We start from the raw sequence: 14,571 nt of genomic DNA, 5'->3' as shown, positions 1-14,571 counted from the left end.
CGTCTTATCGCCGCCTTCGCCGCGCCGCCAGGCAAGGAAATGCTCGCCGCGCAACTCGTCGGCAACGTCGTCGAACGGCTTCAGCGCCTTCACGATCGCCGGTGAGCCGTCCTCGCGCCGCACCTTCCAGATGCGGCTCGAGAAGGTTTCGGCAATGAGTTCGGGTTCGCTGACTTGCCAGCGCGCTGGAAAGGCCGGTGCGTCCATCACAGGCCGAGCATCAGGTCCATGTTCTGGACGGCCGCGCCCGAGGCACCCTTGCCGAGATTGTCGTAGACCGCCAGCAGCAGCGCCTGGGCTCTGCTGTCGTTGGCAAAGACATAGACCTTCATGCGGTTGGTGCCATTGTAGATCTCCGGGTCGATGTCCGGCACGCGCTCCAGATGCGCATAGGGCGCCACCTCGACCACACCGCCCTTGATCGCGGCGAAATGGTCCGCAATGGCGGCGTGAAGTTCGGCGCCCGTCGGCACGCGTTCGAGGCCGCCGAGCTGCAACGGCACCACCGTGATCATGCCTTGGGCGAAATTGCCCACCGCCGGCTGCATGATCGGATCATGCGACAGCTTCGCATAGGCCTTCAATTCCGGCACGTGCTTGTGCTGCAGGGTCAGGCCATAGGGCAGGAACTCCGAGGCGTCCTCGCCCTTGGCGACATAGTCCTCGATCATCGGGCGCCCGCCGCCCGAATAACCCGTGATCCCGTTGACGGCGATCGGGAAATTGGCCGGCAGCAGGCCTGCGGTGACCAGCGGCCTGAGCGTCGCTATCGGTCCCTGCGGCCAGCAGCCGGGATTGGCGACGCGCTTGGCCGTGGCGATCTTCCTCGCCTGCTCCTTGTCCAGTTCGGCGAAGCCATATTCCCAGCCTTCGGCCACGCGATGCGCGGTCGACGCATCGATCACCTTGGTGGTGTCGTTGGCGATCAGCGACACGCTTTCCTTAGCGGCGTCGTCCGGCAAGCAGAGGATCGCGACATCGGCGGCGTTGAGGAATTCGGCGCGCGCGGCCGTTTCCTTGCGACGCTCGACCGGAATGGAAATGATCTCCAGATCGCCGCGCTCGGCAAGCAGCGCCCGGATCTGGAGGCCGGTGGTGCCGTGCTCGCCGTCGATGAAGATTTTCGGTTTCATTGCCTGATCAAATTCCCTGATATACCAAGACTATATGCCGTTACCGTGGTTGACCGCGGCGCCATTGTGGTTGCCGGTGTTCAGCTCCTCGAGCCGTGCCTTTCGCTCGGCCAGCAGGCCGAGATACTGCATGGCCACCATCGAACCGGCGATCGCCGTTATATCGGCGTGATCATAGGCCGGCGCAACCTCCACGACATCGGCGCCGACGATATCGACCTGGTTGAGCTGACGCAGCGTCGACAGGATCTTCGCCGAGGACGGGCCGCCCGAAACTGGCGTGCCGGTTCCAGGCGCATAGGCCGGATCGAGGCAGTCGATATCGAAGGTCAGATAGGTCTTCTTGCCGCCGGTGCGATCGACGATGGCGTAGGCGATGTCGGAGGCGCGCATCTCCTCGATCTCATGGCCATAGAGAATCTTGATGCCGAACGTGTCGGGCGCATGGGTGCGGATGCCGATCTGGATCGAGCGGTCGGGATCGATGATGCCTTCCTTGACCGCTCGGCCGACGAAGGACCCGTGGTCGATGCGCTTGCCGTCATCGGGCCATGTGTCCTGGTGGGCGTCGAACTGCACCAAGGCCAGCGGTCCGTGGATGGCGGCATGCGCCTTGAGCAGAGGCCAGGTGACGAAATGGTCGCCGCCCAGCGTCAGCAGGAAGGCGCCCGATTTCAGGATCTTGGCCGCTTCGCGCTCGATCGTGCCGGGCGTCTTCTGATGGTTGCCCGAGTCGAGGAGGCAGTCGCCATAATCGACCACGGCGAGGTGCTCGAACAGATCGCGCGAAAACGGGTATTGCGGGTCGTTGTCGAGGATCGCCGAGGCGCGGCGGATCGCCTGCGGCCCGAACCGGGCACCCGGCCGGTTGGTGACGGCGGCGTCGAAGGGAATGCCCCACACCACCGCATCCGCGCCCTTCACGTCCTTGGTGTATTTGCGCCGCATGAAAGACAGCGCGCCCGAATAGGTCGGCTCAAGGGCGCCACCCGTTTTGGAGCGGGCGGTGAAGGCATGGTCGATGTTCTTGGTCGCCATTACGGGTCCTCGTTTTCATCGGGGTGCAACAACTACAGAACCGGCATGGAAGATGCCAGTCACAGCTTGGGGAGACGAAACCGCGCCGCCCGGGCGCCACGGCAAGACAGGATTTGTATCATCATGACGCAGACCGCGTTTCTTAATCCGTCGGATGCCGTGGTGTCGACCCACGCCGGCACGATCGCCGGCGATCGCTTCCAGGTTCTCGATTCGTGGCGCGGCATCTGCGCGTTGCTGGTGGCGCTGTTTCATTTCCCGACCGCATCAGTGATCTCGCAGAGCAGCTTTATCGGTTCGTCCTATCTTTTCGTCGACTTCTTCTTCGTCCTTTCCGGCTTCGTCATCGCCTCCAGCTATGCCAATCGGCTGAGCCGGCCGGAAGAGGTCGCCCGCTTTGCCCTGGTCCGTCTCGGCCGCATCTATCCGCTGCATCTGGTCATGCTTGCCGCCTTTGCCGCCTTCGAATTGTTGCGGCTGATGCTGCCGCAATTGCATGGCACGGGGGCCGCTCCCTTCACCGGCGGCTTCGACCTCAGGAGCCTGGCTGCCAATCTCCTTCTGCTGCAAGGTGTCGGCTTCGAGGATCGGTTGACGTGGAATGCGCCAAGCTGGAGCATCTCGGCCGAGTTTTTCGCCTATCTCCTGTTTGCCGGCGTGGTCCTCATCGCCGGCGCACGCGCCTGGATATGGTTTGTCGCCGCCGCCGTCACCGCGCCGCTGTTCCTGCTCGGTTTCTCCACGCATCATATGGATGTGTCCTACGATTTCGGCTTCATCCGCTGCCTCTACGGCTTCTCGCTCGGCGCCCTGCTGGCCTGGTTTCAGCATGATTCCATTGCAGGGGCGCGACAGGTCCTGGTCACAAACGGCCCGCGGGTGAGCTGGACTCTTGCCGAAATCGTCATGGTGGCCGTCATCGTTCTTTTTGTCTCGCTGGCGGGCGACAATGATTTCGGCATCGCCGCGCCCCTGGTGTTCGCCCTGGCGTTGTTTCTGTTCGCCCATGAAGGCGGCTGGATCAGCGCGTTGCTCAGGACGCCCTTCATGCTGACGCTCGGCGCGCTGTCCTATTCGATCTACATGGTCCACATCTTCGTCCAGGCGCGCCTGATCAACGTCGCCGGGCTCGTCGAGCGCAAGCTCGGCCTCGGCTTGATTGGCGACATCGTGCTGCGTGGCGGGCCCGCGACAGGCTTTGGGCCCGGCTGGACAGGGACTGTAGCGATCGTCGTCATGCTCGCCGCCACCATCGCCGTGTCGTGGATCACATGGCGCCTGGTCGAAATGCCTGCAATGGCCCGGTTCCGCCGGCTCTCGAAACGCATCTGACCCGCATCGCCGGCCAACCGCTAGCCGGCTTCGTTCACCTGGATGTCACCGAGGTCGCCTATCCCCGGCTCGATCCGGCAAGGAGCGATTCTCGATGCGGACGATCTGGCTGAACCTTCTGCTTTCCACCGCGCTGGCGGCCTCCGCCGGCCAGGCCTTGGCCGGCGAAACACGCGCCAGGCAGATCCTCGACCGCTTCGAACATGCCAACCAGTGGCGCGACCATGTCATGGTGGCCGCGCACAGAGCCGGCAGCATGCAGGCCGGCAAGACGCTCTATGCGGAAAACTCGCTCGCGGCGGTTGAAGGTTCGATCGCGATCGGCGCCGAAATCGTCGAGGTCGACATCAGGCGCTCGAAGGACGGCGAGCTCATCGTCATGCATGACAGCTGGCTCGACCGTACGACGACCTGCAAGGGCGAAGTCATCAACTACACGCTGGCCGAATTGAAGAGATGCCGGCTGGTGATCGAGGGCACCCATGCCGTCACCAACGAGACCGTCTCGACATTGCGCGAAATGCTGATGACGACTAGGGACAGAATCCTCATCAATCTCGACAACAAGCTCGAAGTCGGCGACCTCCCGGGCATGATCGCGGTGGCTCGCGATCTCGGCATGGCCGAGCAGGTCATCGTCAAGGAAAACCTTTGGAACCAGAACAGGATCATCACGGTGAAAGCCGCCATGGCCGCGGCAGGCGGTGGCTTTCAGTTCATGCCGATCATTGCCGATGACGCCGTGCATGATGCCGGCTTCGCCTCGACGGTCGACCACGCTTTCGCGCCGGGCGCGATCGAGCTGATCAACTGGCGGGCGGGCGCGGAGACGTTGACCGAAACCGGCGGGCCGCTGTTTAGCACGCGTATGCGCGCCGAGGCGGTGAGGGGCGATTGGCATATTTGGGCCGACACCTATGCCATCGTCAACAAGCCGGGCGGCTTCCTCGCCGGCGGCCGCGGCGACGAACTGGCGGTCCAGGCCAGCTCGCCGCGCGAAGCCTGGGGCTTCTGGGCCGATCGCGGCGCCACCATCATCCAGACCGACGAGCCGAAGGCGGCGATCGCCTGGCTGGCGGCGAACGGCTATCGTGTGCCTTATGCCGACGAGAAGCGGCCGGCCGAACCGGCGCATACGGCCAGCATCAATTAGGGCTGAAGCTGCCGATCTCCCTCTCGTGACTGTTGCCCGGCAGGTCGGAGGGGCGCCGTCCCACAACCTGTCGATCACTGAAATCTGCGGCCCGAAAAACAAAGGCCGCCCGGAGGCGGCCTTTGATATCGGAAATTCGAAACGCTTAGCGCTTCGAGAACTGGAAGGAGCGACGGGCCTTGGCCTTGCCGTACTTCTTGCGCTCGACGACGCGGCTGTCGCGGGTCAGGAAGCCACCCTTCTTGAGCACGGCACGCAGCGCCGGCTCGTAGTAGGTCAGCGCCTTGGAGATGCCGTGACGAACGGCACCGGCCTGGCCGGAGAGGCCGCCACCGACGACGGTGGCGACAATGTCGTACTGGCCCGAACGGTTGGACGCGATGATCGGCTGGTTGAGGATCATCTGCAGGACCGGACGCGCGAAATAGGTCGCGAATTCCTTGTCGTTGACGACGATCTTGCCGGAACCCGGCTTCACCCAGACGCGCGCGATGGCGTTCTTGCGCTTGCCGGTGGCATAGGCGCGGCCCGACTTGTCGAGCTTCTGGACATGGACGGGGGCCGCGGCCTGGGTGTTCGTGTTCCCGGTGGCGGCGCCCAGTTCTGCGAGCGAGGAAAGCTCAGCCATCTTATGCGACCTTCTTGTTCTTGGAATTCAGCTTGGCCACGTCGAGGACTTCTGGCTGCTGGGCGACATGCGGATGCTCCGCGCCTGCATAGACGCGCAGGTTCTTCATCTGGCGACGGCCGAGCGGGCCACGCGGAACCATGCGCTCAACGGCCTTCTCGACGACACGCTCGGGGAAACGGCCCTCGAGCAGCTGGCGCGCGGTGCGCTCCTTGATGCCGCCGGGGTGGCCGGTGTGCCAGTAATAGACCTTGTCGGTGAACTTCTTGCCGGTGAACACCACCTTGTCGGCATTGATGACGATGACATTGTCGCCGTCGTCGACATGCGGGGTGAAGGTCGGCTTGTGCTTGCCGCGAAGATGATTGGCGATGACAGTGGCAAGACGGCCGACGACGAGACCCTCGGCGTCGATCAGGATCCACTTCTTCACCACATCCGCAGGCTTCTGCGAAAAGGTTGTCATGTTTTCTGCTCTCGGTTTTGACCTTCACGGGGAAGGCGTTTCTTGTTGCTTGGATTGGCGAAAGACGCTTGTCATCAGCCAATAACAAAACGGCGGCCTTTTGCGGGCCGCTGCTTCGTGAGGGCTTATAGGCGAGGGGGAACTGCACGTCAAGCAGATCAAAAAGCTCTACGGCGAAGAAACAATAGCAAAAACAACGACCTAGGTAAAAGGTATTATTTTACCACATCGCTGGTGCGCTTCGGCGGGATCGAGTAGGTACCCGTGGCATGCGCGATCGTGTGTCCATCCGGGCCGGCGACGATGTCGATGTCGAACACCATCAGGCTCTTTCCGAGCTTCAGGATGCGGCAATGGCCATCGATCGGCCCGGCCTCGGCCTTGCGGACGAAGTTGATGTTGAGGTTGGTGGTGACCGAGAGCGCATCCGGCCCGGCATGGCTGAGCACGCAGACATAGCCGCCAATGTCGGCCAGCGTAAACAGGGCAGGGCCGGACACGGTGCCGCCGGGGCGCAAATGCCGCTCGCCGGCATTGAGCCGCACGATACAGCCGCCGGGAAACACGTCGATGGCCTCATAGGCGGCGGAACTCTCATTGAGTTGCGGAAAGACGCTCTCCATCAACACGTTGATCTGCACTGCGGTCAGCACCGGCTTGAGATTGGTCTGGGCGGGCATGTCGGTCTCTCGTTCTGCGCATGCTTGTATGGGCGCAGCCGGGCGTTTCTGGCAACATATACATCGCCCTGGCGCAAGCGATGGGTGTTGGACGAAACCCGAACCGATATTAGATACTCTGCCAACACGATCGGAGTCGCGGAGACCTTAGCCATGGCCGAAATCCTTGCCATCAAGCCTGCTGCCGCCGAAGAGGGCCCGGTCACGACAAGGCTGGACAAGGGCGTGCTGCGCCTGACGCTTGCCAATCCGCCCGCCAACGCCTTGTCGCTGGCGGTCATGGCGGCGCTGACGGCGGAACTCGACCGCGCCAGGGCCGACAAGGCCGTTCGTGTCATCGTACTCTCGGCGGCCGGCAAGGTGTTCTGCGCCGGCCATGACCTCAAGGAAATGACCGCGCGGCGCGCCGACGCCGATCGCGGCAAGGCCTTCTTCGAAGAGACCTTTGCCGCTTGCGCCACGCTGATGCAGACGATCGTGCGCCACCCCCTGCCTGTCATCGCCGAGGTGGATGGCCTGGCGACAGCCGCCGGCCTGCAACTGGTCGCGAGCTGCGACCTGGCCATCGCCTCGCATGAGGCGACCTTCTGCACGCCGGGCGTCAACATCGGCCTGTTCTGTTCGACGCCGATGGTGGCGCTGTCGCGCAACGTCTCGCGCAAGCAGGCGATGGAGATGCTGTTGACCGGTGAGACGATCGATGCGGCAACGGCCAAGGAATTCGGCCTCGTCAACCGCGTCGTGCCGCGTGAGTACCTGAATCAGATTGTCACCAAATACGCGCAAACCATTGCGTCCAAATCGTCCTTGGTCGTGAAGACCGGCAAGGAAGCCTTTTACGCGCAGGCCGAAATGGGGCTGGCGGATGCCTATGCCTATACCGGCCGCGTCATGGTCGAGAACATGCTGGCGCGGGACGCGGAAGAGGGCATCGGCGCCTTCATCGGCAAGCGCAAGCCGGAATGGACGGACGAATAGGACGGGAGCATGGAACCGCGCATCTCCATCATCACCATCGCCACCGACGATCTCGATCGCGCGGTGCGTTTCTACGAGGCGATGGGCCTGAAACGTCATGCCGGGATCACCGATGGTGTCGCCTTCTTCCAGATGGGCGGCGCCATCCTCGGCCTGTTCCCGCGCGCCAGCGCCGAGGAGGATTCCGGCGTCGCCTTCACCAAGGCGCCGTCAGCGGTCTACCTCGCCTACAACACTCGCTCCGATGCCGAAGTCGACGAGGTGCTCGCCATGGCTGAACAGGCCGGCGGCAAGATCGTCAAGCCGGCAGGCCGCGCGTTCTGGGGCGGCTGGTACGGCTATTTCGCCGATGCCGATGGACATGTCTGGGAAGTGGCGCACAATCCGGCCTTTCCAATCGCGGAAGACGGCACGATTTCGCTGCCCGAATGATGCAGCCCCGGCGATGCTGACCAAGTGATGGCCCACCGCAAGCAGCTGACGCGGCTGAAGGCACCCTATCTCAAACGCATCCTGCTCGACCCCGAGCGCGTGAACGATTGGGAAAAATACCCGTGGAACCTGCCGCTGTTTCGCGGCCACGCCTTCGAACTCGAATTCACCACGCCGATCACCATCATCGTTGGCGAGAACGGCACCGGCAAATCCACCTTGCTCGAGGCGATCGGGGCGCTGGCCGGTTACGACGAGGCCGGCGGCGGCAAGGGTTACCGGCCGGTCGACCATTCCAGCGCCATCGACAAGAGTGGCGCCGCGCTGGCGAACACGTTCCGTGGCCATTGGCTGCCGAAGGTCACCGCCGGCTGGTTCTTCCGCGCCGAATCCTTCTATTCCGTCGCCCGCTATCTCGATCAGGCGGCGCTGGAAGACCCGTTCGGGCCGCCTCCGCCTGACTTTCTCTCCTGGTCGCATGGCGAGGGGTTTATCCGTTTCTTCGAGGAACGCTGCCGCAGGCAAGGCATCTACATACTCGACGAGCCTGAAAGCGCGCTGTCGCCTTCGCGCCAGATCGAACTGCTCAAGATGCTGCGGCGCATGGACCAGTCGGGCACCGCGCAAGTGATCATGGCGACGCACTCGCCGCTGCTGATGGCCTGTCCCGGCGCGCGGCTGTTCCGCATCAGCAGGTTCGGGCTTGAGCCCGCCGACTTTCGCGATACGGACCATTTCCGCATGCTGCGCGATTTCAGCAATGACCCGGATGGTTTTCTCACCGAGGCGTTGTATGAGGACGAGGCATGAATCACGATAGCTACGACAACACCTACATCGGCGGCATCCTCAATTCGGTGAAGACCATCGCCATGGTCGGGGCGTCGGCCAATGACGTCAGGCCAAGCTATTTCGTGCTCAAATACCTGCTGGCCAAGGGGTTTTCGGTGTTTCCGATCAATCCTGGCCAGGCCGGCAAGGAAATCCTTGGCCGGATGACCTATGCCAGGCTGGCCGACATTCCGGAGCCGATCGACATGGTCGACATCTTTCGCGCGCCGGCGGCGGTGCCAGGCATCGTCGACGAGGCGTTGCGGCTCGTTCCCTTGCCGAAAGTCATCTGGATGCAGCTTGGCGTGCGCCATGACGAGGCAGCCGCGCGCGCCGAGGCCGCCGGCATCAAGGTGGTGATGAACCGCTGCCCCAAGATCGAATACGGCAAGCTCTCCGGCGAGATCGGCTGGACCGGGGTCAATTCCGGGGTGCTGTCGTCGAAGAAGCCGCTGATGCGCCAGGGCTTCCAGAGTTTTGGCGTCCGCCAGAAGTGACGTGATCCGGGATTGCTTTTTGGCAAGAGATTCCAGTCCACTGCCGGCGCGCAAAAATTTTTCCGGGAAGCGATTGAGTTTCCCGCGCGTTCATCGCGGATCGCACGCCGAAAGGTATTTTCTTCTTTGCATTCCAGGCCGCGCTTCGCCAAGAATGCCCGGCGAATTTTGAGAAAGTTCTTGAGGGAGGTTTCCGTGACCCGTACGCCCGGTTTCAATACGCTCGCCGTCCATGCCGGCGCCAAGCCCGATCCGGCCACCGGCGCGCGCGCCACGCCGATCTACCAGACCACGTCCTTCGTCTTCGACGATGCCGACCATGCCGCCTCTCTCTTCGGCCTGAAGGCCTTCGGCAACATCTACACCCGCATCATGAACCCGACGCAGGCGGTGCTTGAAGAGCGCGTCGCCGCACTCGAAGGCGGCACGGCTGCCCTTGCTGTGGCATCCGGCCACGCCGCGCAGGTGATCGTGTTCCACAATCTGATGCAGCCGGGCGACAATTTCGTTGCCGCCAACAAGCTTTACGGCGGTTCGATCAACCAGTTCGGTCATGCCTTCAAGAATTATGGCTGGGAGGTGCGCTGGGCCGACACCAATGATCTCTCGACCTTCGAGAACCAGATCGACGACAGGACCAAGGCGATCTTCATCGAGAGCCTGGCCAATCCGGGCGGCACCTTCGTGGATATCGAGAAGATCGGCGACATCGCCCGCAAGCACGGCCTGCCATTGATCGTCGACAATACGCTGGCTTCGCCCTATCTCATCCGCCCGATCGAGCACGGCGCGGATATCGTCGTCCATTCGCTGACCAAGTTTATCGGCGGGCACGGCAATTCGATCGGCGGCGTGATCGTCGATGGTGGCACTTTCGACTGGTCGAAATCGGGCAAGTACCCGATGCTGTCGGAACCGCGCCCCGAATATGGCGGCCTCGTACTGCACGAGACTTTCGGCAATTTCGCTTTCGCCATCGCCGCCCGCGTGCTCGGCCTGCGCGATCTCGGCCCGGCAATCTCGCCTTTCAACGCCTTCCTCATCCTGACCGGCCTCGAAACCTTGCCGCTGCGCATGCAGCGCCACTGCGACAACGCGATCACGGTCGCCGGCTGGCTGTCCAACCACCCCAAGGTCGCCTGGGTGAATTATCCCGGCTTGCCCGGCGACAAGAACAATGCGCTGCAGAAGAAATATTCGCCGCTGGGCTCGGGCGCCGTGTTCACCTTCGGCCTCAAGGGCGGCTACGAGGCGGGCATCAAATTCGTCGAGGCACTCGAACTCTTTTCGCATCTGGCCAATGTCGGCGACACCAAGTCGCTGGTCATTCACCCGGCATCGACCACGCACCGCCAGCTTTCCGACGAGCAGAAGGTCAAGGCCGGCGCTGGCCCGGACACGGTGCGGCTGTCCATCGGCATCGAGGATGTCTCCGACATCGTCGCCGACCTCGAACAGGCACTTGCCAAGGTTTGATTGCCATGGCCGAGCCAAAATTCCTTGCCGTCGGCATTGACACCGTCGATGCCGAATCCGGCGCGCCCGCGCCGGATCGTCTGATCTCCGGCGATCCGAAATTCCGCACCTGGAATGTCGAGGAGCGCGACGGCGGCCTCTATGCCGGCATCTGGGAATCGACTCCCGGCAAATGGCGCATCGTCTATGACGAATGGGAGTTCTGCCACATTCTCTCAGGCGTCTCGGTGATCGCGGAAGAGGGCGGAGAGGCGCGCACGGTCAAAGCCGGTGACAGCTTCGTGCTGCGGCCGGGCTTCAGGGGAAGCTGGGAAGTGCTTGAAACGACTCGCAAGGAGTATGTGATCAAGCTTTGATCATTTCGCCGGGAACTGGGCGAGGCACGCGTCCGAGGCCTTGTCGTGAGCGGCCAGCAATTCGCTGTCCTGCGCATCGATGTCCGCGTCCGATATCTCGTCGCGATAATATTGCGCCAGGAGATCCATCCCTGTTTGCGTGACGCCCTGCGTCGGCAGCTCGCGGGCAAGGCAGCCGCACAGGCCAAGCGCGCGGTCCGGCGAACCGGTCTTCCGGTTGGTCAGGATGAAGTTCTGCGCTGGACAGGCGTCGAGGAAGGCATCGAAGTCAAGTTTCTGCTGCTGCTGGTCGCCATGGTTGAAATAGGCCGGCTGCCACTGGCTTTTGCCGCTGACGACGTCGCAGCCGGTGCCGACATCCTCCGCATCCTTGACCAGCGCCTGCCACGGCTTTTCCCTGTCACCGGTCGGATAGACAAAGTTTTCGCCGAAAGAGGCCGCATAGGTGTCGAGATCGGCCTGTGCAAAGCCGATCGTCTGGAACCGGTTGAACTGGCACTGGCATTCGCTGGTCACCCGTTCAGCCTCACCCTCTTCGGGCTGTTCGCTCGATTTGTTTTTTCGGCAGGCCGCGATAAAGGCAGTGCCGTCGAGCGAAGAAGCCGGAAAAGTCGAGCTGTCGGCATAGCGCTCACCGTTCCAACTGGCCAGCGTCTGGTTGAGCTGCAGGTCAATAAAGCCTTTGCGCTTGAAGGCGCCGAGCCCGACCTTGGCCGGGTCCGTCAGCCTGGCGCCCGGAATGTCGCCCAGCACCTCGCGATAGCCGTCGCCCTCCAGCACGAACAGGAACAACCCGCACTTGACCCCGTCGCAGGCGGGATCCTGCACATAGACATAGATCTCGGAAAATCCGTCGAGGTTGAAATCGACCTCATAGGCGCCGAACCTCTCCGCCGGCACTTTCGCGCCAATCTGGCGTTCGAGCAGCACGCCGGCCAGTTTCCTGGCGATGGCGTCACTGTTTTGCTGCGGGATATTCTCCGGCTGCTGGGCCATGGCACCAGCCAGGCAGCCGAGCAGAATCGTCACGGCGAGCGCGATCGCGCCTCTCGAAAACAATCTCATAGCAAGCCCCAGCCCACTATGGTCAGAAGCGCACGGAGAGCGCCTCCAGCCCATGGAAGTGGTAAGTGTCGCGGAAGCGGGGCTGTTCGGCAAGATGGAGTTGTGGGTGCCGCTCGAACAAAGTCTTCAGCGAAACCTGGAGTTCGAGCCGGGCGAGCGGCGCGCCGATGCAGAAATGAATGCCCGCGCCGAACGACACGTTCTTCTGGTCCGGTCGGCCGGGCTGGAAGGCAAGGGGGTCGGCGAAGGCGTACGGGTCATGATTGGCCATGCCGAGCAAAAGCCCGATCGTCTGGCCCGGCCGCACGACGATGCCGGGCGCGATTTCGATCTCCTCATAGGCATAGCGCATGAACATGTGCAGCGGCGCGTCGAAACGCAGGCATTCCTCGACCGTCGCCGCAGTCGTTTCCGGTGAGGTGAAGAAGCGGCGCGGGTCATCGCCTTGCGCCAGGATGGAATGGACGGCATTGCCGGTCTGGTGCACGGTTGCTTCGTGGCCGGCATTGAGCAGCAGGATGGCCGAGGAGACCAGCTCGTCTTCAGACAGCCTCTCACCGTCTTCCTGGGCCGAGATCAGCAGCGACAGCAGGTCGTCGCCCGGGCTCTTGCGGCGCTCGGTCACGTAGCCGCGCAGGAAGTTGGAGAACTCGCCCGCCGCCCGGTTGGCCGTCTCCTCGGTCTCGCGTGTGCGGCCATGGATGTACATGGCGACCATCTGATGCGACCAGTCGAGCAGTTGCGGCCCCATCTCGACCGGCACGCCGAGCATTTCGGCGATGATGGTGATCGGCAAGGGGGAGGCGAAGGCCGGCAGGAGGTCGACGGCCTTGCCTGGTTCGAAACGGTCGATCAATTCCTTGGCGAGCGCTTCGACACGCGGCCGCAACCGTTCGACCTGACGCGAGACGAAGGCACGGTTGACCAATGTCCTCAGGCGCGTGTGTACCGGCGGCTCCAGTTCCAGCATCGAATTGGCTTCGATACCGTCGAATGCCTTGAGATGGGTCCTATCCTGGCCGGCACCGCGGCTGTCGGGAATGCCGGCCGGGTTCTGGCGGCCGAAACGGCGGTCGCGCAGCAGTCTGTTGACGTCGCCGAAGTCGCCAAAGCACCAGAAGCCGAATTCTTCCCAGAAAAACGCATTCGATGCGTTGTGCAGGAAGCCGTAGGCCTCGTACGGATTGAGGAAGAAGGCTGGTTCGCGCGGGTCGAGCCTAAGCCGGCGAGTGGCTGGATCAAAGGCCAGATAGGAGAGCGTCGATTTGGTCATGCCAGACCCATAGCGCGGCTTGCCAGCCCGGTTCCAGACCGTATGTTGCTTGCGACAGCCCGATTGATTGAGCCAGCCATTAGGGCCGCGGAAGGTCTGAACGGATGAATGTGATCGTTGTCGGCGCGGGTATTGCCGGTCTCTCCACGGCTTGGTCGCTGGTCAAGGCCGGCCACGGCGTGTCGATCGTCGAGCAGGGGCCGATCCCCAATCCGCTGGCGGCATCCGGCGACCACCACCGCATCATCCGCCGCGCCTACCGCGCTGGAACCGGATATGGGCGGCTGATCACCGAAGCCTATGAGGCCTGGGACGAAATGTGGGCTGATCTCGGCGAGAACCACCTCGATGCGCGCGGATTCGTCTGCGTTTCGCGCGAGCCCGGCGATGAAGCCGAGGAATATCGTGAGGGTCTGGAAGAGGGGAATTTCCCTTTCGAACTGCTGGAACCGGACGCGGCCGTCGAGCGCTGGCCGTTCTTCGAGGCTGGCTCGTTCCGCTATGCCTATTTCTCGACGGAAGGCGGCGCACTGCATTGCCGCAAAATAGCAGCCGGGCTGGCCACATGGCTGCGTGCCAACGGAGCCAACGTCTACGAGCACAGCAAGGTGACGGAGATCGATGCCGAGGCCGGCCATATCCTGCTGGAAAGTGGCGAGACGATGCAGGCCGACCGCATCGTCGTAGCCGCTGGCGCCTGGGTGCTGAAGCTATTCCCCGAGCTCGGCGGCGAATTGCGGACTTTTCGCACCGCACTCGCCTATGTCGAACCGCCGGCGGATCTCAAGGCTGCCTGGGAAACGGCACCGGTCATTCTCGATGTCGGCGGCAAGACCGACGGCTATATGATCCCGCTCACCCGCGGTGCCGGCATGAAGTTCGGTTCGGGGCTGCACAAGGTGCCAACCAGCGACGCCGATTGGAACCGCGAGCCGGTGCCGGGCGAGGGCGAGGCGATCCGCAACCTGTTTTCGCCGCCGATCGCCCGCATCGAGGAGTACAAAGTGACCGAAGTGGTCACCTGCGCCTACACTTTCACGGATGACGAGAAATTCCTAGCGCATGAGACAGGCAAGTGCCTGGTCGTCTCAGCCTGTTCCGGTCACGGCTACAAATTCGGCGCGGCGGTCGGCAGGCGCGTTGCCAAGACCCTGGGCAATGGCGATATCGTAGGCTTGAAAAAATGGCTTCGGGCGGAAGTCACTTGACCTGAAGTCTTCCTCACAGCCTTTC

The 14,571-nt window shown here is 62.9% G+C and carries 16 protein-coding genes and 1 pseudogene; 9 read left to right on the top strand and 8 right to left on the bottom strand.

The features are described 5' to 3' along the window. Window positions 1–12: 12 nt before the first annotated feature. The 3 genes and pseudogenes from EN851_RS07470 to speB all read right to left on the bottom strand — a co-directional run. A pseudogene (locus tag EN851_RS07470) lies at window positions 13–210 on the bottom strand (aminoglycoside phosphotransferase family protein); the annotation flags it as partial. Then, window positions 207–1,133 carry an N-acetyl-gamma-glutamyl-phosphate reductase gene (gene argC / locus EN851_RS07465; protein ID WP_135928859.1) on the bottom strand — a complete coding sequence of 309 codons (927 nt, stop codon included), beginning with the start codon at window positions 1,131–1,133 and terminating at the stop codon, window positions 207–209. The gene argC and the pseudogene EN851_RS07470, both read right to left, overlap by 4 nt. Window positions 1,134–1,163: 30 nt before the next feature. Next, entirely contained in the window at window positions 1,164–2,171 is a 1,008-nt protein-coding gene (gene speB / locus EN851_RS07460) for an agmatinase (RefSeq protein WP_135928858.1), read from the bottom strand. 123 nt (window positions 2,172–2,294) lie between these two features. On the opposite strand from speB, the gene EN851_RS07455 reads away from it, so the two are divergent. Together EN851_RS07455 and EN851_RS07450 are read left to right on the top strand one after the other, a co-directional pair. Beyond that, entirely contained in the window at window positions 2,295–3,503 is a 1,209-nt protein-coding gene (locus tag EN851_RS07455; RefSeq protein ID WP_135928857.1) for an acyltransferase, read from the top strand. A gap of 94 nt (window positions 3,504–3,597) precedes the next feature. Then, a complete protein-coding gene (locus EN851_RS07450; RefSeq protein ID WP_135915445.1) occupies window positions 3,598–4,656 on the top strand; it encodes a glycerophosphodiester phosphodiesterase family protein in 1,059 nt (352 codons plus the stop codon). A 145-nt stretch (window positions 4,657–4,801) separates the two neighbouring features. Here the strand turns inward: EN851_RS07450 and rpsI are convergent, their stop codons facing one another. From rpsI to EN851_RS07435, 3 genes are all read right to left on the bottom strand, one after another. Then, entirely contained in the window at window positions 4,802–5,284 is a 483-nt protein-coding gene (gene rpsI, locus EN851_RS07445; RefSeq protein WP_010915637.1) for a 30S ribosomal protein S9, read from the bottom strand. Between the two features lies 1 nt (window position 5,285). Further along, window positions 5,286–5,750, bottom strand: coding sequence for a 50S ribosomal protein L13 (gene rplM, locus EN851_RS07440; RefSeq protein WP_010915638.1), 465 nt, complete (start codon window positions 5,748–5,750; stop codon window positions 5,286–5,288). 215 nt (window positions 5,751–5,965) lie between these two features. Continuing rightward, entirely contained in the window at window positions 5,966–6,430 is a 465-nt protein-coding gene (locus tag EN851_RS07435) for a PaaI family thioesterase (RefSeq protein WP_127280156.1), read from the bottom strand. A 153-nt stretch (window positions 6,431–6,583) separates the two neighbouring features. Here EN851_RS07435 and EN851_RS07430 point away from each other — a divergent pair, with 153 nt between their 5' ends. The 6 genes from EN851_RS07430 (at window position 6,584) to EN851_RS07405 (ending at window position 11,000) form a co-directional block, all read left to right on the top strand. Next, on the top strand, window positions 6,584–7,408 hold the full coding sequence (locus EN851_RS07430; RefSeq protein ID WP_127869601.1) for an enoyl-CoA hydratase: 825 nt from the start codon (window positions 6,584–6,586) through the stop codon (window positions 7,406–7,408). Between the two features lie 9 nt (window positions 7,409–7,417). Further along, window positions 7,418–7,840, top strand: a complete 423-nt coding sequence (locus EN851_RS07425) for a VOC family protein (RefSeq protein WP_127280154.1) — start codon at window positions 7,418–7,420, stop codon at window positions 7,838–7,840. A gap of 27 nt (window positions 7,841–7,867) precedes the next feature. Next, window positions 7,868–8,650 carry an AAA family ATPase gene (locus EN851_RS07420; RefSeq protein ID WP_127280153.1) on the top strand — a complete coding sequence of 261 codons (783 nt, stop codon included), beginning with the start codon at window positions 7,868–7,870 and terminating at the stop codon, window positions 8,648–8,650. Beyond that, the gene (locus EN851_RS07415) at window positions 8,647–9,168 is read left to right on the top strand and encodes a CoA-binding protein (RefSeq protein WP_135915446.1); all 522 of its coding nucleotides are present in this window, start codon (window positions 8,647–8,649) and stop codon (window positions 9,166–9,168) included. The genes EN851_RS07420 and EN851_RS07415 overlap by 4 nt, the downstream gene beginning before the upstream one ends. Window positions 9,169–9,363: 195 nt before the next feature. After that, complete coding sequence (locus EN851_RS07410; protein WP_135918722.1) at window positions 9,364–10,644, top strand: O-acetylhomoserine aminocarboxypropyltransferase; 1,281 nt, start codon at window positions 9,364–9,366, stop codon at window positions 10,642–10,644. Window positions 10,645–10,649: 5 nt separating this feature from the next. Continuing rightward, entirely contained in the window at window positions 10,650–11,000 is a 351-nt protein-coding gene (locus tag EN851_RS07405) for a cupin domain-containing protein (RefSeq protein WP_135915448.1), read from the top strand. Here EN851_RS07405 and EN851_RS07400 read toward each other — a convergent pair whose 3' ends face one another. Further along, a complete protein-coding gene (locus tag EN851_RS07400; protein ID WP_135915449.1) occupies window positions 11,001–12,065 on the bottom strand; it encodes a hypothetical protein in 1,065 nt (354 codons plus the stop codon). A 22-nt stretch (window positions 12,066–12,087) separates the two neighbouring features. Then, window positions 12,088–13,338, bottom strand: coding sequence for a cytochrome P450 (locus EN851_RS07395; RefSeq protein WP_135928856.1), 1,251 nt, complete (start codon window positions 13,336–13,338; stop codon window positions 12,088–12,090). Between the two features lie 104 nt (window positions 13,339–13,442). Here EN851_RS07395 and EN851_RS07390 point away from each other — a divergent pair, with 104 nt between their 5' ends. Continuing rightward, window positions 13,443–14,546: an FAD-dependent oxidoreductase gene (locus EN851_RS07390; protein WP_135928855.1), complete on the top strand. Its 1,104-nt coding sequence runs from the start codon at window positions 13,443–13,445 to the stop codon at window positions 14,544–14,546. Window positions 14,547–14,571 lie beyond the last annotated feature (25 nt).

Source organism: Mesorhizobium sp. M8A.F.Ca.ET.208.01.1.1 (assembly GCF_004791315.1).
In the GTDB taxonomy this organism is placed as follows: Bacteria; Pseudomonadota; Alphaproteobacteria; order Rhizobiales; family Rhizobiaceae; genus Mesorhizobium.
The sequence above is the reverse complement of the archived record's forward strand: the minus strand, read 5'-3'. Positions and strand labels throughout refer to the sequence as shown.

Excerpts from the sequence above, each read along its gene's own strand:
- argC (WP_135928859.1), bottom strand. The coding sequence starts at position 1,133 with ATGAAACCGAAAATCTTCATCGACGGCGAGCACGGCACCACCGGCCTC.
- speB (WP_135928858.1), bottom strand. The coding sequence starts at position 2,171 with ATGGCGACCAAGAACATCGACCATGCCTTCACCGCCCGCTCCAAAACG.
- EN851_RS07455 (WP_135928857.1), top strand. The coding sequence starts at position 2,295 with ATGACGCAGACCGCGTTTCTTAATCCGTCGGATGCCGTGGTGTCGACC.
- EN851_RS07450 (WP_135915445.1), top strand. The coding sequence starts at position 3,598 with ATGCGGACGATCTGGCTGAACCTTCTGCTTTCCACCGCGCTGGCGGCC.
- rpsI (WP_010915637.1), bottom strand. The coding sequence starts at position 5,284 with ATGGCTGAGCTTTCCTCGCTCGCAGAACTGGGCGCCGCCACCGGGAAC.
- rplM (WP_010915638.1), bottom strand. The coding sequence starts at position 5,750 with ATGACAACCTTTTCGCAGAAGCCTGCGGATGTGGTGAAGAAGTGGATC.
- EN851_RS07435 (WP_127280156.1), bottom strand. The coding sequence starts at position 6,430 with ATGCCCGCCCAGACCAATCTCAAGCCGGTGCTGACCGCAGTGCAGATC.
- EN851_RS07430 (WP_127869601.1), top strand. The coding sequence starts at position 6,584 with ATGGCCGAAATCCTTGCCATCAAGCCTGCTGCCGCCGAAGAGGGCCCG.
- EN851_RS07425 (WP_127280154.1), top strand. The coding sequence starts at position 7,418 with ATGGAACCGCGCATCTCCATCATCACCATCGCCACCGACGATCTCGAT.
- EN851_RS07420 (WP_127280153.1), top strand. The coding sequence starts at position 7,868 with ATGGCCCACCGCAAGCAGCTGACGCGGCTGAAGGCACCCTATCTCAAA.
- EN851_RS07415 (WP_135915446.1), top strand. The coding sequence starts at position 8,647 with ATGAATCACGATAGCTACGACAACACCTACATCGGCGGCATCCTCAAT.
- EN851_RS07405 (WP_135915448.1), top strand. The coding sequence starts at position 10,650 with ATGGCCGAGCCAAAATTCCTTGCCGTCGGCATTGACACCGTCGATGCC.
- EN851_RS07400 (WP_135915449.1), bottom strand. The coding sequence starts at position 12,065 with ATGAGATTGTTTTCGAGAGGCGCGATCGCGCTCGCCGTGACGATTCTG.
- EN851_RS07395 (WP_135928856.1), bottom strand. The coding sequence starts at position 13,338 with ATGACCAAATCGACGCTCTCCTATCTGGCCTTTGATCCAGCCACTCGC.
- EN851_RS07390 (WP_135928855.1), top strand. The coding sequence starts at position 13,443 with ATGAATGTGATCGTTGTCGGCGCGGGTATTGCCGGTCTCTCCACGGCT.